Origin of the sequence: Sphingobium sp. CCH11-B1 (assembly GCF_001556865.1) — a bacterium.
Lineage (GTDB): Bacteria > Pseudomonadota > Alphaproteobacteria > Sphingomonadales > Sphingomonadaceae > Sphingobium.
In genome coordinates, this window is sequence record NZ_LSJY01000022.1 from 12,032 (window position 1) to 34,647 (window position 22,616).

General features: G+C 65.8%; 25 protein-coding genes and 1 tRNA gene. 13 read left to right on the forward strand and 13 right to left on the reverse strand.

All coding sequences use genetic code 11. The features are described from left to right. The first annotated feature begins 18 nt into the window (after positions 1-18). The gene (gene ada, locus AX724_RS02825) at positions 19-1,071 is read left to right on the forward strand and encodes a bifunctional DNA-binding transcriptional regulator/O6-methylguanine-DNA methyltransferase Ada (RefSeq protein WP_066763338.1); all 1,053 of its coding nucleotides are present in this window, start codon (positions 19-21) and stop codon (positions 1,069-1,071) included. Positions 1,072-1,139: 68 nt separating this feature from the next. Further along, positions 1,140-2,660 carry a hypothetical protein gene (locus AX724_RS02830; RefSeq protein ID WP_066763340.1) on the forward strand — a complete coding sequence of 507 codons (1,521 nt, stop codon included), beginning with the start codon at positions 1,140-1,142 and terminating at the stop codon, positions 2,658-2,660. Here AX724_RS02830 and AX724_RS22560 read toward each other — a convergent pair. Continuing rightward, a complete protein-coding gene (locus tag AX724_RS22560) occupies positions 2,617-2,868 on the reverse strand; it encodes a DUF1289 domain-containing protein (protein WP_331711409.1) in 252 nt (83 codons plus the stop codon). The genes AX724_RS02830 and AX724_RS22560 overlap by 44 nt on opposite strands. Next, positions 2,796-4,964 (reverse strand): primosomal protein N', encoded by a 2,169-nt coding sequence (locus AX724_RS02835; RefSeq protein WP_066763343.1) that lies wholly within the window; start codon positions 4,962-4,964, stop codon positions 2,796-2,798. Before AX724_RS02835 ends, AX724_RS22560 begins: the two co-directional genes overlap by 73 nt. 84 nt (positions 4,965-5,048) lie before the next feature. Here AX724_RS02835 and fsa point away from each other — a divergent pair, with 84 nt between their 5' ends. Further along, a complete protein-coding gene (gene fsa / locus AX724_RS02840) occupies positions 5,049-5,702 on the forward strand; it encodes a fructose-6-phosphate aldolase (protein WP_066763344.1) in 654 nt (217 codons plus the stop codon). Between the two features lie 42 nt (positions 5,703-5,744). Here fsa and AX724_RS02845 read toward each other — a convergent pair. Then, a tRNA-Arg gene (locus AX724_RS02845) sits at positions 5,745-5,821 on the reverse strand. Positions 5,822-5,890: 69 nt separating this feature from the next. Between AX724_RS02845 and AX724_RS02850 the strand changes: the two genes are divergently transcribed. Beyond that, positions 5,891-6,613: a queuosine precursor transporter gene (locus AX724_RS02850; protein ID WP_066763512.1), complete on the forward strand. Its 723-nt coding sequence runs from the start codon at positions 5,891-5,893 to the stop codon at positions 6,611-6,613. Between the two features lie 63 nt (positions 6,614-6,676). Beyond that, positions 6,677-7,645 (forward strand): GGDEF domain-containing protein, encoded by a 969-nt coding sequence (locus tag AX724_RS02855; RefSeq protein WP_066763348.1) that lies wholly within the window; start codon positions 6,677-6,679, stop codon positions 7,643-7,645. Here the strand turns inward: AX724_RS02855 and truA are convergent. Together truA and fmt are read right to left on the reverse strand one after the other, a co-directional pair. Continuing rightward, entirely contained in the window at positions 7,618-8,376 is a 759-nt protein-coding gene (truA, locus tag AX724_RS02860; protein ID WP_066763349.1) for a tRNA pseudouridine(38-40) synthase TruA, read from the reverse strand. The two genes, AX724_RS02855 and truA, sit on opposite strands and share 28 nt — an antisense overlap. Before the next feature lie 4 nt (positions 8,377-8,380). Next, positions 8,381-9,289, reverse strand: a complete 909-nt coding sequence (fmt, locus tag AX724_RS02865; protein ID WP_066763350.1) for a methionyl-tRNA formyltransferase — start codon at positions 9,287-9,289, stop codon at positions 8,381-8,383. 54 nt (positions 9,290-9,343) lie between these two features. On the opposite strand from fmt, the gene recR reads away from it, so the two are divergent. From recR to AX724_RS02885, 4 genes are all read left to right on the forward strand, one after another. Next, positions 9,344-9,940, forward strand: a complete 597-nt coding sequence (gene recR, locus AX724_RS02870) for a recombination mediator RecR (RefSeq protein WP_066763351.1) — start codon at positions 9,344-9,346, stop codon at positions 9,938-9,940. 201 nt (positions 9,941-10,141) lie between these two features. Beyond that, on the forward strand, positions 10,142-10,672 hold the full coding sequence (def, locus tag AX724_RS02875) for a peptide deformylase (protein WP_066763357.1): 531 nt from the start codon (positions 10,142-10,144) through the stop codon (positions 10,670-10,672). Positions 10,673-10,885: 213 nt separating this feature from the next. Next, positions 10,886-11,188 (forward strand): hypothetical protein, encoded by a 303-nt coding sequence (locus tag AX724_RS02880; protein ID WP_066763361.1) that lies wholly within the window; start codon positions 10,886-10,888, stop codon positions 11,186-11,188. A 57-nt stretch (positions 11,189-11,245) separates the two neighbouring features. Continuing rightward, complete coding sequence (locus AX724_RS02885) at positions 11,246-12,007, forward strand: L,D-transpeptidase (protein ID WP_066763362.1); 762 nt, start codon at positions 11,246-11,248, stop codon at positions 12,005-12,007. A gap of 15 nt (positions 12,008-12,022) precedes the next feature. Here the strand turns inward: AX724_RS02885 and phoB are convergent, their stop codons facing one another. The 7 genes from phoB to AX724_RS02920 form a co-directional block, all read right to left on the reverse strand. After that, positions 12,023-12,724, reverse strand: a complete 702-nt coding sequence (gene phoB / locus AX724_RS02890; RefSeq protein WP_066763364.1) for a phosphate regulon transcriptional regulator PhoB — start codon at positions 12,722-12,724, stop codon at positions 12,023-12,025. A gap of 4 nt (positions 12,725-12,728) precedes the next feature. Next, positions 12,729-13,424 carry a phosphate signaling complex protein PhoU gene (gene phoU, locus AX724_RS02895; RefSeq protein WP_066763367.1) on the reverse strand — a complete coding sequence of 232 codons (696 nt, stop codon included), beginning with the start codon at positions 13,422-13,424 and terminating at the stop codon, positions 12,729-12,731. A 17-nt stretch (positions 13,425-13,441) separates the two neighbouring features. Continuing rightward, the gene (gene pstB / locus AX724_RS02900; protein ID WP_066763370.1) at positions 13,442-14,230 is read right to left on the reverse strand and encodes a phosphate ABC transporter ATP-binding protein PstB; all 789 of its coding nucleotides are present in this window, start codon (positions 14,228-14,230) and stop codon (positions 13,442-13,444) included. 5 nt (positions 14,231-14,235) lie between these two features. Beyond that, a complete protein-coding gene (pstA, locus tag AX724_RS02905; protein WP_066763375.1) occupies positions 14,236-15,492 on the reverse strand; it encodes a phosphate ABC transporter permease PstA in 1,257 nt (418 codons plus the stop codon). Continuing rightward, a complete protein-coding gene (locus AX724_RS02910; protein WP_066763377.1) occupies positions 15,492-16,760 on the reverse strand; it encodes a PstC family ABC transporter permease in 1,269 nt (422 codons plus the stop codon). Before AX724_RS02910 ends, pstA begins: the two co-directional genes overlap by 1 nt. Positions 16,761-16,767: 7 nt before the next feature. Next, complete coding sequence (locus AX724_RS02915) at positions 16,768-17,820, reverse strand: substrate-binding domain-containing protein (RefSeq protein ID WP_156447981.1); 1,053 nt, start codon at positions 17,818-17,820, stop codon at positions 16,768-16,770. Positions 17,821-17,922: 102 nt separating this feature from the next. Next, the gene (locus AX724_RS02920; protein ID WP_066763514.1) at positions 17,923-19,209 is read right to left on the reverse strand and encodes an ATP-binding protein; all 1,287 of its coding nucleotides are present in this window, start codon (positions 19,207-19,209) and stop codon (positions 17,923-17,925) included. A 101-nt stretch (positions 19,210-19,310) separates the two neighbouring features. Between AX724_RS02920 and AX724_RS02925 the strand changes: the two genes are divergently transcribed. The 4 genes from AX724_RS02925 to AX724_RS02940 all read left to right on the forward strand — a co-directional run bounded on the left by AX724_RS02925 (position 19,311) and on the right by AX724_RS02940 (position 21,986). Continuing rightward, positions 19,311-19,754 carry a hypothetical protein gene (locus AX724_RS02925; RefSeq protein WP_066763382.1) on the forward strand — a complete coding sequence of 148 codons (444 nt, stop codon included), beginning with the start codon at positions 19,311-19,313 and terminating at the stop codon, positions 19,752-19,754. Positions 19,755-19,843: 89 nt separating this feature from the next. Beyond that, positions 19,844-20,140: an HPr-rel-A system PqqD family peptide chaperone gene (locus tag AX724_RS02930; RefSeq protein WP_231736453.1), complete on the forward strand. Its 297-nt coding sequence runs from the start codon at positions 19,844-19,846 to the stop codon at positions 20,138-20,140. Beyond that, a complete protein-coding gene (locus AX724_RS02935) occupies positions 20,137-21,000 on the forward strand; it encodes an HprK-related kinase A (RefSeq protein WP_066763384.1) in 864 nt (287 codons plus the stop codon). Before AX724_RS02930 ends, AX724_RS02935 begins: the two co-directional genes overlap by 4 nt. Further along, positions 20,997-21,986 carry a nucleotidyltransferase domain-containing protein gene (locus tag AX724_RS02940; RefSeq protein ID WP_066763386.1) on the forward strand — a complete coding sequence of 330 codons (990 nt, stop codon included), beginning with the start codon at positions 20,997-20,999 and terminating at the stop codon, positions 21,984-21,986. The genes AX724_RS02935 and AX724_RS02940 overlap by 4 nt, the downstream gene beginning before the upstream one ends. Before the next feature lie 13 nt (positions 21,987-21,999). On the opposite strand, the gene AX724_RS02945 is transcribed toward AX724_RS02940, so the two are convergent. Further along, positions 22,000-22,593 (reverse strand): TetR/AcrR family transcriptional regulator, encoded by a 594-nt coding sequence (locus AX724_RS02945; protein WP_066763390.1) that lies wholly within the window; start codon positions 22,591-22,593, stop codon positions 22,000-22,002. Positions 22,594-22,616 lie beyond the last annotated feature (23 nt).

Here is a 22,616-nt window from a genome sequence, read left to right on the forward strand (position 1 = left end):
GGTTTATCGCATAAAGCCATGACCCATATGACTCGCCTTGCGCCGCCCATGCCCGACAATGATGCCTGCTGGCAGGCCTTCCTGGCCCGCGACCGGATGATGGACGGCCGCTTTGTCGGCTGCGTCACGACGACCGGAATCTATTGCAAGCCAAGCTGCGCCGCGCGCCACCCCCGGCGCGAAAATATGCGCTTCCAGCCCGATCCCGCGGCAGCGCGGGCGGCCGGCTTTCGCGCCTGCCTGCGCTGCCGGCCGGACGAAGTGGGACGCGACAGGCTGGCGGTGGATGCGGCCGTCGCCTTCATCCGGGCGGCAGAGGAAGTCCCGGCTCTCGGCGCCCTGGCCGCGCATGTCGGCTATGCCCCCCATCATTTCCATCGCCTGTTCAAGCGAGAAACGGGGCTGACGCCTGCCGCCTATGCCCGCTCGCTGCGCGCCGAGCGGTTGAAGGCGGCGCTGGGGCAGGGGGGAAGCATCACCAACGCCATTTATGAAGCGGGCTATAGCGCGCCCAGTCGCGCCTATGCCGATGCGCAGCGGCATTTGGGGATGACACCCAGCGCCTGGAAGGATGGCGGGCGCGGCGCCGCGATTCGCTGGCGGGCGATCGAAACCAGCCTGGGGCCGGTTCTGGTCGCCGCGACAGAAAAGGGCCTGTGCCGCATCAGCTTTGGCGAGGGCGAGGAGGAACTGCGCGCGCATTTTCCGAAGGCCGACATATTTCCCGCCGACTCCGCGCTGGACGCGATGGCGGAGGCGGTCGCCGCGCTGGTCGAAAATCCGGCCGCGTCGCCGGACCTGCCGATGGACGTGGGCGGAACCGCGTTTCAGCAGGCGGTCTGGTCCGCGCTACGCGCGATCCCGCCCGGCGAGACGCGCAGCTACGCGCAACTGGCGGCGGCGGCGGGTCGTCCAACCGCCACCCGTGCGGCGGGCAGCGCATGCGGCGGAAACAGCCTGGCCGTTCTCATCCCCTGCCACCGCATCCTGCGCGGCGACGGTTCGCTTGGCGGCTATGCCTGGGGCACGGATCGCAAGCGCGCCTTGTTGGATCGGGAACGGGGCAAGTGATGGAAATATAGCGCTTTCCATTTTGTCCGCTGTGCGCCAACCTGCATGACTGGGGGCAGGGGAAGACGATGGGGAAATGGTTAAGGGCTCTGGCGGCGGCGGGGTTGATGCTCTGCGGCATGGGGAGCGCGCAGGCGGCATGGTGGCAGGCGCAGACACAGCATTTCACGGTCTATAGCGAAGGCAACGACCAGAAGCTGCGCGCCTTTGCCGAGCGGCTGGAGAAGTTCGATTTCCTGCTGCGACGGCTGACCGGTGTCACCGATCCGCAGGCGGGCGCGGCGGTGAAGGTCTACCTTTTGTCCAATGAGGACAAGGTGAAGAAGCTGGCCCGCAATCCCAATATCGCGGGTTTCTACACCACCTCGACTCGCAACGCCTTCGCCGTGCTGTCGCGCGAGGCAAAGGACGGCAGGTTCGATTTCGGCGCGGAGGAGGTGCTGTTCCACGAATATGCGCACCATTTCATGCTGCACCATTTTCCGGCCGCCTATCCCGCCTGGTATGTCGAGGGTTTCGCCGAATTCTTTTCCGTGGTGAAATTCCCGCAGGACGGGTCGATCGAATTCGGCAATGTCCCGATGGGGCGCGTTCCCGGCCTGGTGCTTGGGTCGCCCTATCCTGTGAAGAACCTGTTCGCGCGCGACGCGGACGGTCTCAGCCTGCGCGACGGGGACCGTTATTACGGCACCGCCTGGCTGCTCACCCATTATTATCAATATAACAAGACCGGGCGCCGGGCGGAAATCCAGCATTATCTGGACGATGTGGCCAAGGGCGTCCCCAACCTGCAGCCGGACAGCTACTTTGCCGGCGGCCTCAACGGGCTGGAAAAAGACCTCAAGGCCTATATGCGGCATCGCCTGTCCGCGTCGAAATTCGCCAGCAGCGAAATGACGATCGGCGCGATCGACGTGCAGCCGGTCGAGGCGTCGCGTGCCGCGCTGATCGAGGACGAACTGCGCCTGATCAATCGGCCGTCGACAGAGGATCTGCCGGGCATTGTCACCGCCATCCGCGCGACCGCCGCTCGCTATCCCGGCAGCGCCTATGCCCTCGCGCTGCTCGCCGAGGCGGAATGGGCGGCCGAACAGCAGGACGCGGCGCTTGCCGATGCCGACCGGGCGATCGCCATCGATGCGCAGTCCACGCGCGCCCATGCGGTGCGGGCGCGCGTCCTGCTCGACCGGGCGCAGGTAAGCGACAAGGCGGAGGATTGGAAGGCGGCGCTCGGCGCCATCGTGCGCGCCAACTGGGCGGACACGGAGGATCCGGTGCCGCTCGACCTCTTCTACCGCTACCATGCGATGCGCGGCGGCAAGATGCCGCAGGTCGGTTATGACGGTTTGCGAAAGGCGTTCAGCCTGTTGCCGCAAAACCCGTCCTATCGAATGACGCTCGCCCACGCGTTGTCGGTCCGCGGCGATTATGCGGAGGCGTCCGCGCTGCTCGATCCCATCGCCTATTCGCCGCACGGCTCCGACATGCGGAACGTGGCGCTCAAGCTGAAGGCGGAACTGGACGAGCAGGCGGCGCAGAAGGCGGTCACGGCCGGGGCGAAGGCCGGAAGTCCCGCACCCGCGTCATGACGACGGCGCGCTGCGCGTCCGTCATGCTGCGCCAGTGGACGATCTCTTCCATCGTCCGCCCGCATCCCGTGCATGTCCGGCGTCCGGCGTCGAGCGCGCAGAGGTTGCGGCAAGGGGTGGGGAGCGGCGTCGTCATCACATGAAACTGTAGGGATCGACGTCCACCGCGACGCGCGTGCCCGATTTCCAGGCGAGATTGCCCAGCCATTCGCGGATCGCGCCCTGCACGTCCACCTGCCGGCTGGCATGGATCAGCAGCCTGTGCCGGTGCCGCCCCCGCAGCACGGATAGCGGCGCGGGCGCCGGGCCATAGACGCGCATCCCGTCGATCACAGGCGCGGACTTGCCGATCAGCCGCGCGGTCTGCGCCGCCTCGTCCGCATCCTCGCTCGACACGATGATCGCGGCGAATCGGCCGAACGGCGGGGCGTTCGCGCGCCGCCGATTCTCCGTCTCGACATCGTAGAAGCGCGCGCTGTCGCCATCGATCAGCGCCTTGATGACCTCGCTTTCTGGCATCCGCGTCTGGATATAGACCCGGCCCGGCTTCTCGCCCCGGCCCGCGCGCCCCGCCACCTGAACGATCTGCTGGAAAGTCCGCTCCGCCGCGCGCAGGTCCCCGCCTTCAAGGCCCAGGTCGGCGTCGATCACGCCTACCAGCGTCAGGTTGGGGAAATGATAGCCCTTCGTAACCAGCTGCGTGCCGATGATGATGTCCACATCGCCCGCCTCCACCGACTTCACGAAATCGGCGACCCTGGCCGGCGACCAAAGCGTGTCGGACGTGACGATGGCGGTGCGCGCGTCGGGCCAGAGCGCCTTCACCTCGTCCGCGATTCGCTCGACGCCCGGACCGCAGGCGACCAGCGAATCCTCCTCCTTGCATTCCGGGCAATGGCGGGGAGCAGGCGTCACATGGCCGCAATGGTGGCAGGCGAGCCGATGGGTGAGGCGATGTTCGACCATCCATGCCGTGCAGTTGGGGCATTGGAAGCGATAGCCGCAATGACGGCAGAGCGTCAGCGGCGCATAGCCGCGCCGATTGAGGAAAAGCAGGCTCTGCTCGCCTTTCGAGCGCGTCTCGTCGATCGCCTTCACCAGTTCGGGCGCGATCCAGCGGCCCCGCTCGGGCGGATCGGTCAGCAGGTTGATGCCATGGATGTCGGGCATCTCCGCCCCGCCATAGCGCGATGGCAGCTTGATCTCGGCATAGCGGCCCAGCTCCACCTGATGCCGAGTCTCGATCGCGGGGGTTGCGGACGCCAGGATCACCGGGAATTTTTCGATGAGGCCGCGCATCACCGCCACGTCGCGGGCGTGGTAGTGGACGCCGTCCTCCTGCTTGAAGCTTGCCTCATGCGCTTCGTCCACGACGATGAGGCCAAGGTTCGGATAGGGAAGGAACAGGGCGGAGCGCGCGCCTACGAGCACCTGCGCCTGGCCGCTGGCGATGGCGCGCCATGCCCTGCGCCGCTCGCTCTGGCGCAGGCCGCTGTGCCAGTTGACGGGAATTGTGCCGAAGCGCTTCTCGAACCGTTCCAGAAAAGGTTCGGTCAGTGCGATTTCCGGCAGCAGCACCAGGACCTGCCGGTCCGATCGGATCGCAGCGGCGATCGCCTCGAAATAGACTTCCGTCTTGCCCGATCCGGTTACACCGTCGAGCAGGAAGGGCGCGAAGTCATGCGCCCGCACCGCATCGGCCATCCGGGTGGCGGCGGCGGCCTGCGCATCGGACAAGGTGGGCGGCGCATGGTCGGGATCGGGCATGGGGAAGGGCGTATCGACGCTGACTTCCACCGGCTCGAAGATGTCCTGTTTGATGAGGCCGCGGATCACCGCGTCGCTTACCCCACCGATCATCGCGAGTTCGCGGATCAATCCCTGCCGCTCGCCGATTCGTTCAAGCGCCTGCGCGCGCTGCTCTGTCATGCGGTCGGGCACCGCACCGGTCGCCCGATATTCGATCACCGTGCGCGCGCCTTCCAGCGCCGACATGGAGGACAACGCCATGCGCAGCACGGCGGCGGGCGGCGACAGATAATAATCCGCCGTCCATTCGATCAGCCGGCGCAGCGGCTCGGGGAGGGGCGGCGCGTCCACCACTTCCAGCAGGTTGCGCAGGCGATTGTCCCCCACAGCGTCCACATCGGGGAAGCTATCCTCTTCCCATACCACGCCGATCAGCTGGCGCGGTCCCAGCGGCGCGACGACGATGCTGCCCGGTTCCACCCGCATCCCGTGGGGCACGCGATAGTCCAGGGGGCCAAGGGCGGCGTTGAGCAGGAGGACACGGGCGCGGGACATTTGCGACCCCATGTAGGACAGCAGGGGCGGGGGACGCTATAGGCGCAGCCAACGAATCACTTTTCCGCGCGAGGGGAGCATCCCATGAAATTCTTCGTCGATACCGCAGACATCGCCGAAATCCGTGAGCTGGAGGCTACCGGCCTGCTCGACGGCGTCACCACCAATCCGACCCTGATCCACAAATCGGGCCGCAAGTTCCTGGAAGTGATCGAGGAAATCTGCGGGGCGGTGGACGGTCCCGTTTCGGCCGAAGTCGTCGCGCTCGACCATGAGACGATGATGAAGGAAGCCGAAATCCTGCGGAAGATCGCGGACAATGTCTGCATCAAGGTGCCGCTGACCATCGATGGCCTCAAGACCTGCAAGGCGCTGACCGGTGAGGGGACCAAGGTCAATGTCACCCTTTGCTTCTCCGCCAACCAGGCGCTGCTGGCGGCCAAGGCGGGCGCGACCTTCATCTCGCCCTTCGTCGGCCGGCATGACGACAATGGCTTCGACGGCCTCCAACTGATCGAGGATATTCGCCTCATCTACGACAATTACAGCTTCAAGACGGAAATTCTGGCTGCCTCGCTGCGCCACCCCATCCATGTGCTCGACTGCGCGAAGATCGGCGCGGACGTCATCACCGCGCCGCCCGCCGTCATCAAGATGCTGTCCAAGCATGTGCTGACCGACAAGGGCCTCGACGCGTTCGCCGCCGACTGGGCGAAGACGGGGCAGACAATCCTTTGATCGGGCGCCGGGCGGGCCGTTTCGGCCCGCCTGCGTGACGGATGGCGACCCCGGCAGGATTCGAACCTGCGACCATTCGCTTAGAAGGCGAATGCTCTATCCAACTGAGCTACGGGGCCGTGCACCGGTCCCGATAGCGGGCGATGCCGGTGCTTGCAATCGCCCGGCCAGCCGATAAGCATGGCGGCATGAGCGAAGGGGCGGTTCAAAGGGTCGATGCTGGCGCGCTAGGCGCGCGGCCGCTGCGCTATTATGATTTCTTCATGGCGGCCTTCGTCGCCATCCTGCTGCTGTCGAACCTGATCGGGGCGGCGAAGCTCTCGACGGTCGGCGGCTTCACCTTCGGCGCTGGCATTCTCTTTTTTCCGCTGGGCTATGTCATCGGCGACGTGCTGACGGAAGTCTATGGCTATGCCCGCGCCCGGCGCTGCGTCTGGGCGGGCTTTGGCGCGATGCTGTTCATGGCGTTGATGAGCTGGGTGGTCGTCGCCCTGCCGCCAGCGGACGGCTGGCCCGACCAGCGGGCCTATGAGGCGGTTTTCGGCAGCACATGGCGCATCGTCTTCGCCTCGCTCATCGCCTTCTGGGCGGGCGAGTTCGCCAACAGTTTCGTCCTCGCCCGGATGAAGCTGCTGACGCAGGGCCGGCATCTCTGGATGCGCACCATCGGCTCGACGGTCGTTGGGCAGGGGGTGGACAGCCTGCTCTTCTACCCGCTTGCCTTCCTCGGCAACTGGACGACCGCGCAGGTGCTGGTCGTGATGGTCACCAATTGGGCGATGAAGGTCGCTTGGGAAGCGCTGCTGACGCCGGTCACCTACGCCGTGGTGAACGCTCTCAAGAAGCGCGAGGGGCTGGACGTTTATGACGCCGGCACCGACTTCACCCCCTTCCGCGCCCGGCTATCCTGAAATTTTCGCGGCTTGCCGCACCGATAAGGCCATATTTACCACTTTCCCGGCAAAGCGCCTTGGATGAGCAGGCATTGGCACGATCAATTTGGCGCGGTCGCGCAGGGGCAGGATGTCGAACAGCTGGCGCGGGATATCGCGGCCCAAAGCTATGGCGTGGTCGAAGCCGAACTCGCCCGCGCCCGCCGCCGTTTCGACGCGACATTCCATCACGCGCCGGTGGGGATGGCGCATGTCGCGCTGGACGGCAGCTTCCTGCTGGTCAACCCACGCTTCTGCGCCATCAGCGGCTATGATGCCGACACGCTGCTCCGTACCGGATTCCAGCAGATCACGCATCCTGACGATCTCAATGCCGACGAAGCGCTGCTCGCCCAGCTGAACGCGGGCGAGCTGCCGCGATATTCTATGGAAAAGCGGTACATCCGGCCGGACGGCACGATCATCTGGGTCAGGTTGACCGTGGCCATGGCGCGGGATGAGGCCGGCGAACCGGAGCTCTACGTCGCTGTCATCGAGGATCTTTCGGAATTGCGGCAGGCGAGTTTCGAGGCGATCCACGATCCGCTGACGGGGCTGCTCAACCGGCGCGGCTTCGCGTCCCGTGCGCGCAACCGGCTGGGCGCGGCGGGCGCGTCGCTGCCGCCCTGCCTCCTCTTTCTTGACCTGGACGGGTTCAAGCAGCTCAATGATCGGGAAGGGCATGGCGCGGGGGACGCCTGCCTGATCGACGTCGCCGGACTGCTGCGCGAGGGAGCGGGCGAAGGCGACCTCATCGCCCGGCTGGGCGGCGACGAATTCGTCCTGTTGATGCTCGACGCGGATGCGGGCAGCGCGCGCTCCCGCGCGGAACGGCTTTGCGACGCTCTCGCCCGGTGCAACTGGGACATCACAGGGAGCATCGGCCTCGCCGTTGCGGAGGCGGACGATCGGGAACTCGATGGCCTTATCGCGCGGGCCGACACGGCGATGCTGGCCGCCAAGCGCATGGGCAAGAATCAGGTTCAGGTCGCGGCGTCCGCGTCGCGATAGGTGGCGCGCAGGAAATAGAGGCCATCGGGCGGCGCGTTGAGGCCGAGCGCCGCACGGTCGCGGGCCTCCAGCGCGGCACGCAGGTCGCCAGTGGTCCACCGCCCCATCCCGACCATCGCCAGGCATCCCACCATCGACCGCACCTGATGATGCAGGAAAGATCGCGCCGCCGCATGGATGGCGATGCGGTCGGCGTCTTGGCTGACCTCCAGCCGGTCCAGCGTCTTGACCGGGCTGGCCGACTGGCAGTGGGCGGAACGGAAGGTGGTGAAATCATGCAGCCCCACCAGCAGTTGCGCCGCATCGTGCATCGCATGCGCATCGAGCGGCTGGATCACCCGCCAGGCAAGCCCCTGTTCGACCGTCAGCGGCGCGCGACGGTTGACGATGCGATACACATAGGACCGGCCGACGCAGGAAAAGCGCGCATGCCAGTCGTCAGGCACCACCACGCAGTCGAGGATCGCGACGGGATGGGGCCGCAGCCGCGCGTTCAGCGCCTCCATCAGGCGGAAGGGTGCGATTGGCTTTGCCACATCGGCATGGGCGCGCATGGCGATGCCATGGACGCCCGCATCGGTGCGGCCGGCGGCGTGGACGGCCGCGCTCTCGCCGGTGACGGCATGGATCGCCGTTTCGATCGCCTGCTGCACGCTTGGCCCATGCGCCTGCCGCTGCCACCCCATGAAGGGACGGCCGTCAAATTCGACGATGAAGGCGAAACGGGTCATGCGTTCAGGCGTCTACGTGGCTGCCCGCCGGCATGTCGTAGCCGCGCAGCAATTCGCCCGCGCTCATCGCGCCCTTGCCGGCGCGCTGCACCAGCGTCGGACGGATCGCGTCATGGCCGCAGCCGATCAGAAGGCTGTCGTCCAGCAATTCGCCTGCCGGGCCGGCATGATGTTCGACATGAGCGGCAAGGATGCGGAACCGCTCGCCGCGATATTGGAAAAAGGCGCCCGGCGCCGGATTGAAGGCGCGCACCTGCCGCTCGACGGCATGCGCGTCCTTGGCAAAGTCGATCCGCGCCTCCGCCTTGTCGATCTTGGCGGCATAGGTCACGCCTTCGTCGGGCTGCGCCATGGGTGGGTACAGCGCAATATCCTCTAGCACTTCCACCATCAGCGCCGCGCCCGCTTCGGCCAGTTCCTGCGTCAGCGCGCCCGCCGTCTTGTCCTCGATCGGCGTCACATGCTTGGCGCGCATCGGTCCGGTGTCGAGGCCCGCCTCCATGTCCATGATCGTCACACCGCTCAGATTGTCCCCGGCCAGGATCGCCCGCTGGATCGGCGCGGCCCCGCGCCAGCGCGGCAGCAGCGAGGCATGGATGTTCATGCAGCCATGGCGCGGCGCGGCCAGGATCGGGCGCGGCAGGATGAGGCCATAGGCCGCGACCACCGCGACATCGGCATCCAGCGCGGCAAAGGCGGCCTGCGTTTCCGCGTCCTTCAACGACAGGGGCGTGCGTACCTCTATCCCCATCGCTTCCGCGCGCAGCTGCACCGGGGATGGGCGCAGGCCCTTGCCCCGGCCGGCGGGCCGCGGCGGCTGGCTGTAGGCCGCGACGATCTCGTGCCCGGCCTTCGCCAGCGCGTCGAGCGCGGGGACGGCGAAATCGGGAGTGCCCATATAGACGATACGCATGATCCGCTCCTCAAACCCCTTGTCGTCGGGACATGCAACCCTTTATCTCACGATATGGCCTCACCTGAAATCGACGCATTGACGCAGGCGCTTTCGCGGCTTCCCGGTCTTGGCCCCCGCTCGGCCCGGCGCGCGGTGCTGCATCTCCTCAAGAAGCGCGAGGGGGCGATGGAACCGCTGCTGCGCGCGCTGGAGGCAGTGAACGAGCGGCTGGTGACATGCCATGTCTGCGGCAATGTCGACACGATCGACCCCTGCGGCATCTGCGCCGATCCCCGGCGTGATCCGCGCGCGCTGTGCGTGGTCGAGGATGTGTCGGACCTTTGGGCGCTCGACCGGTCGCGGCTTTTCCCCGGCCGCTTCCATGTACTGGGCGGTCGCCTGTCGGCGCTGGAGGGGGTGCGGCCGGAGGATCTGGCGATCGACGCGCTGGTCGCCCGGCTGGAACAGGGTGGGGTGGACGAAGTCGTGCTGGCGATGAACGCGACATTGGAAGGGCAGACCACCGCCCATTATCTCGCGGAACGGCTGGAGCATTTCCCCATCCGATTGACGCAGCTGGCGCATGGCGTGCCGGTGGGCGGGGAACTCGACTATCTGGATGAGGGCACGCTGGCGCAGGCGCTGCGCGCGCGACGGCCACTGGGCTGACCTGTCCTATCCCGCCGGGACGTCCTAGGCCGGTATCCGTCCGGCGATGGCCGTGCGACCGAATATGTCCCACATAGGAAATTCAATGTCGGCTTTTACGGGAAATATGCGAAGTTAAGGGGGTAAGATCGATCAGTCTGATCGACACGATCCGCCGTCGCCCGGCTTGATCCTGCGGCGCGTTCCGCCTATGTTCGGGCCATGGCCATACGTCCCATTCTCGAAGCGCCCGATCCGCGCCTGCGTACCATCTCGACCCCGGTCGAAGCGATCGACGACGATCTGCAAACGCTGATCGACGATATGTTCGACACCATGTACGACGCGCCGGGCATTGGCCTCGCCGCGATCCAGGTGGGGGTGCCCAAGCGCATTCTGGTGATCGATCTGCAGGAACCCGAATCGGACGAAGAGGGCGCGCCGCCAGTCAAGAAGCCGATGGTCTTCATCAACCCTCAGACTCTGAAGGGTTCTGAGGAACTTTCGGTCTATAATGAAGGCTGCCTTTCGGTGCCTGACCAGTTTGCGGAGGTCGAGCGGCCCGCCGTCATCCGCGCCAGTTGGATGGACCGGGACGGCCGAATCCATGAAGAGCAGCTGGAAGGGCTGCTTGCCACCTGTCTCCAGCATGAAATGGACCATCTGGAAGGCGTACTTTTCATCGATCATCTGTCCCGGCTGAAGCGGGATATGTTGATGAAAAAGCTGATAAAGGCGCGCAAGGCGGCTTGATTTGAATCAGTTTTTACAGGCTCTCTGAGTGACGCTCCGACTCCCAAAGTCGGGGCGTTTTTCTTGGCATTTTTCCGAAAAATCCTTTTCTTTCAATCTGTTCATTTTCCTCATTCCGTCTTTCCAGCGGCACGTCCGGACGGAAACCCCATTGTCGCTGGCGCGTTGCTGCGTTTGAGGTGCGTGGGGTTATTGACCAAGGAGGAATAATATATGTCGCCGTCTCTGACGAAAATGGGGGCCCTCGCCCTGGTGCTGGCCGGCTCGGTCAGCCTTGGCGGCTGCGCCACCAAAGGCTTCGTGCGCGAACAGGTCGCGACCGTGAACCAGCGCGTCGATGCGCTCGACGCAAAGCTGCAGCAGACGGATGCCACGGCGCAGCAGGCGCTGGGCGAAGCCCGTTCCGCTTCGGGTCTGGCGCAGCAGAACGGCCAGCGTCTCGACCAGCTCGGCGCCCGCGTCGACAGCGTCGAACAGCGCATGGTCGAAGCGCAGCGCAAGCGTCCGCGCAACTGATGCGATCATGGCCGGCGCCCCTTGTCGCCGGCCATAATTTCCGAGTATCCAGCCCGCATGAAAAGCCTGTCCCGGCTCCTGCTATGTCTAAGCCTGATCGCCATTCCGTCCGTTCAGGCCGCTGAGAAGGCCAGGCCCAAGACCACCGCCGCGAAATCCACGAACGCAAAGACCCCCGCGTCGAAGGCGCGGGCCGCGAAGACGTCCGTCGCCAAGGCGTCCGCTCTTCCGGCGATCCCCGATGCAACGGAGATGGTGGTGGACCCGACGCCGCAGGCGGCGCGAATTCTGAACTGGGTTACCGGCGCGGCCGATAACAAGGCGCTTCCCTATGTCGTGCTCGACAAGGCGGCCGCCCGGATCTGGCTGTATGACGGGAAGGGCAAGCGGATCGCGGACGCGCCCGTGCTGGTCGGCATCGCGCTGGGCGACGATGCGACGCCGGGCGTGGGCGCCAAGTCGCTGGCGGAGATCGGCCCGGCCGAAAAGACCACGCCTGCGGGCCGCTTCCTCGCCAAGTTCGGCGTCGCGGCGGGCAAGACCCGCGTCCTGTGGGTCGATTATGCGACATCCGTCGCGCTCCACACCATTCCGCCGGGCAATCCGAAGGAAAAGCGGGTGGACCGGATGCTGTCCCCCGACATCGCCGACAACCGCATCACCTTCGGCTGCATCAACGTGCCCAAGGCCTTCTATGCGAAGGTCGGGCCGCTGTTTCGGAAGAAGGGCGGCTATGTCTATATCCTGCCCGACGCAAAGCCGATCGAGGAGGTGTTCCCGCAGCTTCACGCCTATCCGGCCGTTGTCGATGCAGCCTGACGGGCAGGCGCTGCGTCAGCCCATGCCTTCGGTATCGAGGGCGTAGCCCGCCGACCGCACGGTGCGGATGATGTCCTGATACTGGCCGTCCGCATTGATAGCCTTGCGCAGGCGACGGATATGGACGTCGACGGTGCGCAATTCGATGTCGCTGTCCTGTCCCCATACGCTGTCGAGCAGCCGCTCGCGCGAGAAAACCCAGCCGGGATGCTCCAGGAAATGCTTGAGCAGCCGGAACTCGGTGGGGCCCAGCGGGATCACCTGACCACTGCGGCGGACCTTGTGCCCCACCGTGTCCATCTCGACATCGGCGAAGGTCAGCGTCTCGCCGGCGAGCGCCGGACGTACGCGGCGCAGCACCGCGCCCACGCGCGCCACCAGTTCGCGGGGCGAAAAGGGCTTGGTCACATAATCGTCCGCGCCGGTTTCCAGGCCGCGCACCCGATCCTCTTCCTCGCCGCGCGCGGTGAGCATGATGATGGGGACGTTTGCGGTGCCGTTCATCCGGCGCAGGCGGCGGCACACCTCGATGCCCGACAGGCTTTCCACCATCCAGTCGAGCAGAACGATGTCGGGCGTGCTTTCCTGCGCCATCAGCAGCGCTTCCTCGCCATCGACGGTATGGGAAACGTCGAAATCCTCGCGCTTGAAATGCCAGATGAGCAATTCGGCCAACGCCGCGTCATCCTCCACCAGCAGCATCTTTGCTCGTGCCATCGGTTCAATCCTCTTGGGTCAGGTCGCCGCCGCGCTCGCGTTCGGGCAGCGTCTGGCCGGTCGCGGCGTAATAGACCATCTCGGCCACGTTGGTGGCATGGTCGCCGATCCGTTCGATATTCTTGGCGATGAACAGCAGGTGCGCGCATTCGCTGATCGTCTTGGGGTTTTCGACCATGAAGGTCACAAGCGTGCGGAACACGCTGTTGTAGAAATCGTCGACCACCGTGTCGCGTTCGACCACCGCCAGCGCCAGATCGGGGTCGCGCGCGGCAAAGGCGTTCAGCGCGTCATGCACCATTTCGCCCGCCACCTGGCCCATGGACGGCAGCAGCGAGATCGGCTCCAGCGTGCGGGTGTTGGTGGCGACCAGCGGAACGCGCTTGGCGATGTTCTTGGCATAATCGCCGATGCGCTCGACCACGCTGACGATCTTCAGCGCGGCGATCACGTCGCGCAGGTCGTTGGCCATCGGCGCGCGAAGGGCAATGACCTGGATCACCAGCTTCTCGACCTCGGCCTCGATCGCGTCGATGCGCTTGTCGTCGGCGACGACTTCGGCGGCCAGTGCGCGGTCCTGCCGCTGCAACGCCAGCATGGCATTCTCGATCGCCGCTTCGGCGCGCCCGCCCATTTCGGCGATCAGCCCGCGCAGCCGGTCTATCTCTTCGTCGAATGCCTTGATCGTATGTTCAGCCATAATCTTTCTCCCCCGGATCAGCCGTAGCGACCGGTGATGTAATCCTTGGTCCGTTCCGCCTTCGGATTGGTGAAGATGTCGGACGTCACGCCATATTCGACCAGCTCGCCCAGGTGAAAGAAGGCCGTCCGCTGGGACACGCGCGCTGCCTGCTGCATATTGTGCGTGACGATGACGATGGCGTAGCGGCCGCGCAGTTCGTGGATCAGCTCCTCGATCTTGGCCGTGGCGATGGGGTCCAGCGCCGAACAGGGCTCATCCATCAGGATGACTTCGGGTTCGACCGCGATGGCGCGCCCGATGCACAGGCGCTGCTGCTGTCCGCCGGACAGGGCGGTGCCGCTGTCGGACAGCCGATCCTTCACTTCTTCCCACAGCCCCGCGCGGCGCAGCGACTTTTCCACGATCACGTCCATGTCCGCCTTGCTCGCGGCCAGTCCGTGGATGCGCGGGCCGTAGGCGATATTCTCGTAGATCGACTTGGGAAAGGGATTGGGCTTCTGGAACACCATGCCGACACGGGCGCGCAGCTGCACCACGTCCATCGAGGGGGCGTAGATATTCTCGCCGTCGAGCGTGATTTCCCCCTCGACCCGGGCCGAGGCCACGGTGTCGTTCATGCGGTTGAGCGTGCGCAGGAAGGTCGACTTGCCGCAGCCCGACGGACCGATGAAGGCGGTGACATTGTCCATGTCCACATCGATGGACACACCCTTGATCGCCTGTTTGGCGCCGTAGAAGACTTTCACGTCGCGCGCGGTCATCTTCGGGTCGGCGGGGGCGAGGTTTTTCTGTTCTTCGGTCATGGCGGTTACCACCGTTTTTCGAATTTGTTGCGCAGGTAGATGGCGAGGCCGTTCATCGCGAGCAGGAAGACCAGCAGGACGATGATCGCGGCGGAGGTTTTTTCGACAAAGCCCTTCGAGACTTCGTCGGACCAGAGGAAGATCTGCACCGGCAGCACGGTCGCCGGATCGGTGACGCCGCCCGGAGGCGTGGCGATGAAGGCGCGCATGCCGATCATCAGCAGCGGCGCGGTTTCGCCCAGCGCGCGCGCCATGCCGATGATGGTGCCGGTCAGGATGCCGGGCAGGGCGAGCGGCAGGACATGCTGGAACACCACCTGCACGGGCGACGCGCCGATGCCGAGCGCCGCGTCGCGGATGCTGGGCGGCACCGATTTGATCGCGTTGCGGCCGGCGATGACGATGACCGGCATGGTCATCAGCGCCAGCGTCATGCCGCCCACCAGGGCGGCCGATCGCGGCAGATGCACCAGGTTGAGGAAGATGGAGAGACCCAGCAGGCCGAAGATGATCGATGGCACCGCCGCCAGATTGTTGATCGACACTTCGATGATGTCGGTCCACCAGGTCTTGGGCGCATATTCCTCAAGATAGAGGGCAGTGGCCACGCCGATCGGAAAGCTCAGGATCAGGGTGACGAGCATCGTCAGCAGCGATCCCTTGAACGCCCCCCAGATGCCCACCTGCGTCGGATCGGTCCCGTCGCTGGCGGTCAGGAAGTTCCAGTTGAAGCCGGTAGACAGCAGGCCCGCCCGGCTCAGCCGGTCGACGGCGGCCTCCGCCTCCGGCGATCCGTCGCTCTTGACGGCAAGGTCGATCGCGGTGGACGCGGGGACGCTGATCGTTTCCGTCCGGCCCAGAATCTTGGGATCGGCCTTGATCGCATCACGGATACTGACCCAGGCGGAGGGCGACAGCAGGTCGTCGGCCTTGTCGCCCAGCTCCGCCTTGGCGACCGTGCTCGTCACCATCGGCAGGTTGGCATTGGCCAGCGCCTCGTCGGTGACGGCATCGGGATCGAGCAGCAGCGGCGAGGCGGGAAAGTCGACCTTCAGCGCGATTTCCGTGCGGGTGAAGCCGCGCAGGCCGTTGCCCATCATGGTGACGAGCAGGAAGGCGAGGAACGCGGCCGACAGCAGCACGGCGCCCAGGCCCAGCAGGCGGAAGCGTCGTTCCGCGGCGTAGCGGCGGGCGATCCGCCGGCGCATCGCGTCCGATTTCCAGTCGGTGGGGAGGCGACCGGGAGAGCTTTCGACGGTCATTATTCGTAAGCCTCGCGATATTTCTTCACGACCCGCAGGGCCACGATGTTGAGCAGCAGGGTGACGATGAAGAGGACGAGCCCGAGCGCGAAGGCGGCCAGTGTCTTGGCGCTGTCGAATTCCTGGTCGCCCGTCAGCAGCTGGACGATCTGGGTCGTCACCGTGGTCACGCTGGCGAAGGGATTGGCGGTCAGATTTGTTGTCGCGCCCATCGCCAGGCTGCCGTCGCGCATCGACTGCGGCACGGCGGCGATACTGTCGTCGGCCATGGAGGATACGAAGGGGATGATCATCACGCCCATGACGAGGCCGGCGGCGAGCGCGCTTTCCGACGATGCGCCGCTGATGCCGATCGATACCGCAAGGTCGCGCAACGCCGGCGCGACCGTCAGCGCGGCGAAATAGCCGTAGACGACCGTCGGCACGCCCGCCAGCACCTCAAGGATCGGCTTCATCCACTTGCGGACGGTGGGACTGGCATATTGCGTCAGATAGACTGCGCTCATCAGCCCCAGCGGGATGGCGACGATCATGGCGATGATTGCACCGATGAAGATGGTGCCCCAGAAGAGCGGCACCGCGCCGAATGCGTCCTCGTTGCCATAGCCCATGGCCGCCGACTGCGGGCTCCATTTCAGGCCGAAGAGGAAGTCGATGGGATTTACCATCGAAAAGAAGCGGAAACTTTCCCACAGCAGCGAGGCGACGATGCCGAGCGTGGTGACGATCGCCAGCAGCGATGCGATCAGCAGCAGCGCCATCACCAGCCGTTCGACCCGGGTGCGCGCGCGGAAGTCCGGGCGGACGCGGGTGAAGGCGAAGGCGCCACCGGCAAAGGCGAGCAGCAGCGCAAGGATGGCACCGGCGACGCCATATTTGGTGTCGGCGTCGCGATAGGGCTGGACCAGTGCCTGGCTAGCCGGGTTGAACGCGCCAGCCTGCCTGCCGGTGGCGATGGCCCGCGCCTCGCCCAGCACCGCGGAGCGCGAGAAGGCGTCGGTGGGCAGCGCCTGCGCCGCGGGATCGGCCAGCACGCTCTGGGTGACGAGACCGGGCGCAACGTTGGCCCAGACGGCGAGGAAGATCGCCGCTGGAACGAGTGTCCACAGCGCCACGTACCAGCCATGATAGCCGGGCAGCGAATGGACGGCGTCGCGCCGCCCGCTCGCCCGCGCAACGGTTTGGAGGCGCAGCGCGCGGGCTCGGGCGCTGACCCAGGCGATCGCGCCCAGGCCCGCGAGCAGCAGGAAGATGGCTGGTCCGGTCATATCCCTCTTACTTCAGGTCGGCGCCGTTGAGGACGGTCAGCGCCTTCACCGTTTCGGCGCTCTTCTTGCGGATCTCTTCGGGGGAAGCGACCATGCCGCGCTTCGTCAGGGCGCCATCCGGGTTCCAGTTCGCAGCAAAGACGTTCAGGAAATTCTGGAGGCCCGGTATGGCCTGCATATGCGCTTTCTTGACGTAGATGTAGAGCGGGCGCGCACCGGGATACTGGCCGGTCGAGACGGTTTCGTAGGTCGCCTGGATGCCGTTGATCGGCACATCCTTCAGGCTGTCCTTATTTTCTTCCAGGAAGCTGTAGCCGAACACGCCCACCGCATTGGGATTGGCTCCCAGCTTCTGCACGATCAGATTGTCGTTCTCGCCCGAATCGACATATTTTCCGTCTTCGCGAACGCGAGTGCAGGTCGCCTTATACTCGTCCTCATTCTTGTCCTTGAGCGCCTTCATCGCCGGGTCGCTCTGACAGCCTTTCTCCAGGATCAGTTCCGCCAGCGAATCGCGGGTGCCGCTGGTCGAAGGCGGGCCAAAGACGGAAATGGTGATGGGCGGCAGGCTGGGATCGACATCCTTCCAGGTCTGCGCCTTGTTCGGGCCCTTGCCGTAGGGGTTGGCGGCCAGCGCCTCATAGACGATCTTGGGAGTGAGGGCGATGGCGGGGCCATTCTTCGCCTGGGCGAAAGCCAGACCGTCAACGCCCACCTGGATTTCGATGATGTCCTTCACGCCGTTGGCCTGGCACTGGTCGAACTCCGACTTCTTCATCCGGCGGGAAGCGTTCTCGATGTCGGGATGCTGCGCGCCGACGCCGGCGCAGAACAGCTTCATCCCGCCGCCCGTACCGGTGGATTCGATGATCGGCGACTTCATGCCGGCATTGCCCTGCACGAACAGTTCGGCGACGGCCGTTGCGAAAGGATAGACAGTGGAGGATCCGACCGCGCGAATCTGGTCGCGGGTCGCTCCGGCACCGCCGCTCTGGTCACCGCAGGCGGCAAGGCTGATGACGCTCGCGGCGCAGGCGGCGAACAGGGCAAACTTCGTCACGGGAACCTCCATTGCAAGGCCGCGATTCGCTTGTCGCCGCCCCCCTCAGGATGCGGCCCTAGTCGCGGACCATCGCGCATTTGTGACAGGCAGGTTTCATTTTCATGACATGGTGCCCGAAAGCGCGGAAGGCCGCTTTTTCTCGTCATTCCGTGGCGCGATTTCTTCGATCGGCGGCGGCAGCAGCACCGTGATGGTCGTCCCCTTGCCCAACGTGCTGGCGATGTCGAACCGCCCCCGGTGGCGTTCGACGATATGCTTGACGATGGCAAGGCCAAGGCCCGTGCCCCCCATGGCGCGGCTGCGGCCCGAATCGACGCGGTAGAAGCGCTCGGTCAGGCGGGGCAGATGATCGGGGCCGATCCCTTCGCCTTCGTCCGCCACGACCAGCCGGGCCATCCCGCTTGGTCCTTCCGCCAGGGTGACGTGGATCGGGGTGCCGGGGCGGCCATATTTGATCGAATTGCCGATCAGATTGTGCAGCAGTTGGGACAATTGCGCGCGATCGCCCTGGACCGCCGGCAGGCCGGGGCTGATCTCCATCTCCACATCCCGGCCCCGATCGCCATGGCTGGACCGGAATACGCCGACCACCTCCGCCGCCAGTTCGGACAGGTCCACGCGGGCATCAGGCGGGCGATATTTCTCCGATTCGATCCGGCTCAGGGATATAAGGTCGTCTATCAGCCGCTGCATCCGGCGCGCTTCGCCGTCCATGATCTTCAGGAAGCGCTGGCGCGTATCCCCGTCCTTGCCCAGTTCAGGGTCGGCCAGCGTTTCGATGAAACCCAATATGCCCGCGAGCGGGGTGCGCAGTTCATGGCTGGCGTTGGCCACGAAATCGACGCGCATCCGCTCGGCCGCGTGCGTGCCGCTATGATCGACCAGATGCACCAGCCGCCTGGCGTCGGCCACCGCGCCCACCGGCGCCACGCGCATCTGCCACCGCTGGTCACGCGCGCCCAGCCCCACCAGCTCGACCATGATCGGTTCGGCCAGCGGCGCGATGCTGGCCAGCCGTTCGGCGGCTGCGGGGTGGCGGATGGCGATGCGCGCATCTTCCCCTTCGATATGATTGCCCAGCAGCCGCTGCGCCGCCCGGTTGGCGCGCACGATGCGTCCGCGCTCCACCAGCATCAGCGGGTCGGAAATCCCCTCCAGCAGGCTGGCGAAGTCGGCATGGGCCGTCAGGTCTGGCAGGTCCGTCGCCTCGCGCGCTTCGTGGACCCGTGCCGTGCCGCCCTCCGCGCAAATCAGCAGGACGATGAGGCCCGCCAGGATCGGCAGGCCGATGGCCATGGGCGAAGCGCCCAGCATCAGCGCCCCGCCCGTGCCGAGCAATAGCATGGCCAGTGAAGCCGTGATCTGGGAGATGGTCAGTCGATTCATGGTTACCGCGCTGGATTTTTCGCGCATTTGCTGCGATGGCTCACGGCAATAGCGTGCAATTTTTACGCTTTGGCAAGCGCGACGAGCAACAGGATTATCGAATGAGCGAGCCGACGCCCGAACAGCAGCATGACCCGCATGGCAATGGCCCTGCGGATCAGGACGATGCGCTGTCGATCGTTACGCCCTCGCGTCGCCAGTTGCTGATGGGGGGTGCGGTCGCCGCATCCGCCATCGTCTCGATCCGCCCGGCGCTGGCCAATACCGCCGCATCCGTGCTCAACTGCACTATCCCCGTCCCCGATCAGGGGCGCGCCGCCAATTATGTCGCCCCTGACGGCCAACTGGTCCCTGCGGGCACGCCGGGCGCCTTCCCCGGATCGGGGCGGCCCTTCACCGGCGAGCAGGTCAAGCAGGCGATGCGCGGCGGCCGCCTGCCGGGCGTAGGCTATGAGCAGAACCAGGCCTATCTCAACTATATCCGTCGCTTGCAGCGCGGCACGAGCGGCTTCACTTGTTACGCGTCGCTGCAGATGCCGCGCTGAACGGCGGTCGACGGTCTGAAACCGGTATCCATGCGTTAGGCTCTTGGCTACGTCTTGCGCGCTAAAGCGGCGGGACGGGAGCTTCAAAAGTGCCGAACGTGGACGCGATCATTGCCTACCGCCGGGATGCGGCAGACGCTGTGGCAGCCTGCGCGCTCGACGATCTCGTCCTGCTCTATCACCGGCGGTCGGGCCAGACCCACATGGTCATCAGCCCCGTGCCGGAGATATTGGCGCAGCTTGCCGACGGCATGGCGATGACCGCCGATATGGTGCATGATGCACTCGCCCGCGACTATGACCTTGGCGAACGCGCTGAGGCGGTGGCGGAGATCAGCGCGCATCTTGAATCCCTGGTCGCGCTCGGGCTGGTGCGCCGGGCATGAAGCACGCGATCAGGCTGAAGATCGGACCCGCGACATTCCGTATCGGTTCCACATGGCCGCAGCCCATCGCGCAACTGGCGCAGCTCTATGCCGCCTATCCCGATGTTTCGGACGCGGTCGCGGATTTCACCGTCCGGCTCCAGCCGACCGGCTTCGCCCGGCGCTGGCTGCGCCCGTCGATCTTCATCACCGGCGACCACGGACTGGCCGACGCTGCGCCCATGAGTTTGGCGCATGGCCTGCTCGCGGCGGAGATGGGCATGAACCTGCAAATGGCGCTTGGATGGCGGCGACACCTGTTGCTCCATGCGTCCAGCGTCGAAAAGGACGGCCGGGCGCTTGTGATGACGGGCGAGTCGGGTTCCGGCAAGTCCACCCTGGCTGCATTGCTGGGAGAAAGAGGCTGGCGGCTGATGGGCGACGAATTCGCGCTGCTCGATCTCGATAGCGGCATGATCCTGCCCTTTCCCCGGCTCGTCAGTTTGAAGAACCAGGCGATCGACGTAGTGACGGCGGCGGTCGGGCCAGAGCGGATGGGGCCGCTGCTTCGCGCCACGGCAAAGGGTGACATTCGCCACATGGTGCCGCGCGCCGACGCCGTGCGCCGGATGGGGGAGGGGGCGAAGCCCGCGCTGCTGCTTTTCCCCCGCTTCGGCCATGCGGCGGATGTCCGTCCGCTCGGACAAGGTGAGATATTCATGCGGCTGACGCAGGCGTCGACCAATTATGTCACGCTAGGCGAACGGAGCTTCACCGCCCTGACCCGTTTCGTGACGCAGGTTCCGGCGCGCGCCATCGACTTCCCCTCGGGCGAGGCGGCATTCGACATGGTCGATCGCCTGTGGGAGGCATTGGCATGAGCGCGGCCCTGCTGGTGCGGGCGTTGCGCGATCCGGCCTCGGTCGCGGGACTGAACGCGGACGGGTGGAACGCGCTGCTCGCGGCGGCGAAGGCGGAGCGGCTGATCGCCACGCTGGCCTTGCGCCTGGACGGGCAGGCGGTGCCGGCAGAAGCGCGCGCGATCCTTGCCGACGCGGTGGCGGATGCGGCGCGGGAGGCGCAGCAGGCGCTGTGGGAAGCGGATCGGGCCCGTCATGCGCTGGCGCCCCTCGGCATTCCGGTCGTGCTGCTCAAGGGGACCGCCTATGCCGCCGCTGGCCTGAAAGCCGGGGAGGGGCGCTTCATCGGCGATCTCGACATTCTCGTGCCCCGCGCGGCAATGGCTGACGTCGAGCGGGCACTGATCGCGGCGGGCTGGGAATGGGTGAAGGAAGACGCCTATGACGATGCCTATTACCGGCAATGGATGCACGAACTGCCGCCGCTCATCCATGTCGAGCGGGACCGGATGATCGATGTCCACCACACCATCCTCCCGCTCACCGCCGGGCCGAAGCCGGATGCCCCCGCCATGCTGGCAGAGGCCATTCAGATAACCGATGGATTATATATACTGTCTGCCGAAGACCGCATTGTCCATGCGGCAGCGCATATGCTGGCGGACGGCGACTTGCAGGGCGGGTTGCGCAACCTGTGGGACATCCATTGCCTGCTGCCGGATGCCGATCCGGCGGTGCTGGACCATCGCGCCCGCCGCCATGGACTTGCGCGTCAGGTATCGCAGGCGCAGCGTCTGGCCGCCGCTCTCTATGGTCCAGGCGCACGGCTGACCCTGTGGGATCGCATCCTCCGCGCCCGACTGCTTGCCCGCGAGGGATGGGGACGCGAAACGCGCAAGCCCTTGGTCTTCGCTTTCTATGTCCGATCGCACCTGCTGCGCATGCCGCCGCTCATGCTGGCGCGGCACCTGTTCACCAAATGGCGCAAGGGGCATCGCCCCCGATGATCCGGCAGGGCGGTCAGCGCTCGCCCAGCATCGCCCGGATCGCCAGCCCTGCCATGTCCGCTACGGCCAGTATCTGCGCCGCCGGTTTGCCCGCCCGCGCATCGGCGGACATGCCGGACATGATGGCCGCCATATAGTCCGATACGACCTGCGCCTTGTCGGGATGGGTCATGGCGACGAAGTCGCGCATCCGGGTGCAACTGAGGTCCAGAACGGCGCGGGCACGGCAACTCGCGTCCTGATCGACGCCTCTCGCTCCCTCCAGCACCAGGCAGCCGGGCGCCTGGGGATCGGCGGCGTAAATCGCCGCCGCTTCGCGCAAGAGCGTGGACAATGCCTCGCCCGGATCGCCGCCCGGAGCCAGAAGATCGCGCATCGGCGCCGCGGCGCAATCATAGCGCGCGAGTACTTCCTCATAGAGAGCGGCCTTGCTCCCGAAAGCGGCATAGAGGCTGGGCGGATTGATGCCCATCGCATCCGCCAGAGCCGCCACGCCCACCCCTTCATAGCCATGCGCGTGGAACAGTGCCTGCGCCTTCTGCAGCGCTTCGTCCCGATCGAAAGCGCGAGGCCGGCCTCGGCCTCTCGATTTTTCTTTATCGACCACTATAAAAATCCTTGAACGGGCAT

Bases quoted from the DNA above. Each gene is read 5' to 3' on its own strand.
- ada (WP_066763338.1), top strand. From the start codon at position 19: ATGACCCATATGACTCGCCTTGCGCCGCCCATGCCCGACAATGATGCC.
- AX724_RS02850 (WP_066763512.1), top strand. From the start codon at position 5,891: ATGAGCGAAGGGGCGGTTCAAAGGGTCGATGCTGGCGCGCTAGGCGCG.
- fsa (WP_066763344.1), top strand. From the start codon at position 5,049: ATGAAATTCTTCGTCGATACCGCAGACATCGCCGAAATCCGTGAGCTG.
- AX724_RS22560 (WP_331711409.1), bottom strand. From the start codon at position 2,868: ATGGCTGGGCAATCTCGCCTGGAAATCGGGCACGCGCGTCGCGGTGGA.
- AX724_RS02855 (WP_066763348.1), top strand. From the start codon at position 6,677: ATGAGCAGGCATTGGCACGATCAATTTGGCGCGGTCGCGCAGGGGCAG.
- phoB (WP_066763364.1), bottom strand. From the start codon at position 12,724: ATGGCACGAGCAAAGATGCTGCTGGTGGAGGATGACGCGGCGTTGGCC.
- AX724_RS02925 (WP_066763382.1), top strand. From the start codon at position 19,311: ATGAGCGAGCCGACGCCCGAACAGCAGCATGACCCGCATGGCAATGGC.
- AX724_RS02920 (WP_066763514.1), bottom strand. From the start codon at position 19,209: ATGAATCGACTGACCATCTCCCAGATCACGGCTTCACTGGCCATGCTA.
- AX724_RS02885 (WP_066763362.1), top strand. From the start codon at position 11,246: ATGAAAAGCCTGTCCCGGCTCCTGCTATGTCTAAGCCTGATCGCCATT.
- recR (WP_066763351.1), top strand. From the start codon at position 9,344: ATGGCCTCACCTGAAATCGACGCATTGACGCAGGCGCTTTCGCGGCTT.
- pstB (WP_066763370.1), bottom strand. From the start codon at position 14,230: ATGACCGAAGAACAGAAAAACCTCGCCCCCGCCGACCCGAAGATGACC.
- pstA (WP_066763375.1), bottom strand. From the start codon at position 15,492: ATGACCGTCGAAAGCTCTCCCGGTCGCCTCCCCACCGACTGGAAATCG.
- AX724_RS02880 (WP_066763361.1), top strand. From the start codon at position 10,886: ATGTCGCCGTCTCTGACGAAAATGGGGGCCCTCGCCCTGGTGCTGGCC.
- phoU (WP_066763367.1), bottom strand. From the start codon at position 13,424: ATGGCTGAACATACGATCAAGGCATTCGACGAAGAGATAGACCGGCTG.
- AX724_RS02935 (WP_066763384.1), top strand. From the start codon at position 20,137: ATGAAGCACGCGATCAGGCTGAAGATCGGACCCGCGACATTCCGTATC.
- truA (WP_066763349.1), bottom strand. From the start codon at position 8,376: ATGACCCGTTTCGCCTTCATCGTCGAATTTGACGGCCGTCCCTTCATG.
- AX724_RS02830 (WP_066763340.1), top strand. From the start codon at position 1,140: ATGGGGAAATGGTTAAGGGCTCTGGCGGCGGCGGGGTTGATGCTCTGC.
- AX724_RS02940 (WP_066763386.1), top strand. From the start codon at position 20,997: ATGAGCGCGGCCCTGCTGGTGCGGGCGTTGCGCGATCCGGCCTCGGTC.
- AX724_RS02835 (WP_066763343.1), bottom strand. From the start codon at position 4,964: ATGTCCCGCGCCCGTGTCCTCCTGCTCAACGCCGCCCTTGGCCCCCTG.
- fmt (WP_066763350.1), bottom strand. From the start codon at position 9,289: ATGCGTATCGTCTATATGGGCACTCCCGATTTCGCCGTCCCCGCGCTC.
- AX724_RS02910 (WP_066763377.1), bottom strand. From the start codon at position 16,760: ATGACCGGACCAGCCATCTTCCTGCTGCTCGCGGGCCTGGGCGCGATC.
- def (WP_066763357.1), top strand. From the start codon at position 10,142: ATGGCCATACGTCCCATTCTCGAAGCGCCCGATCCGCGCCTGCGTACC.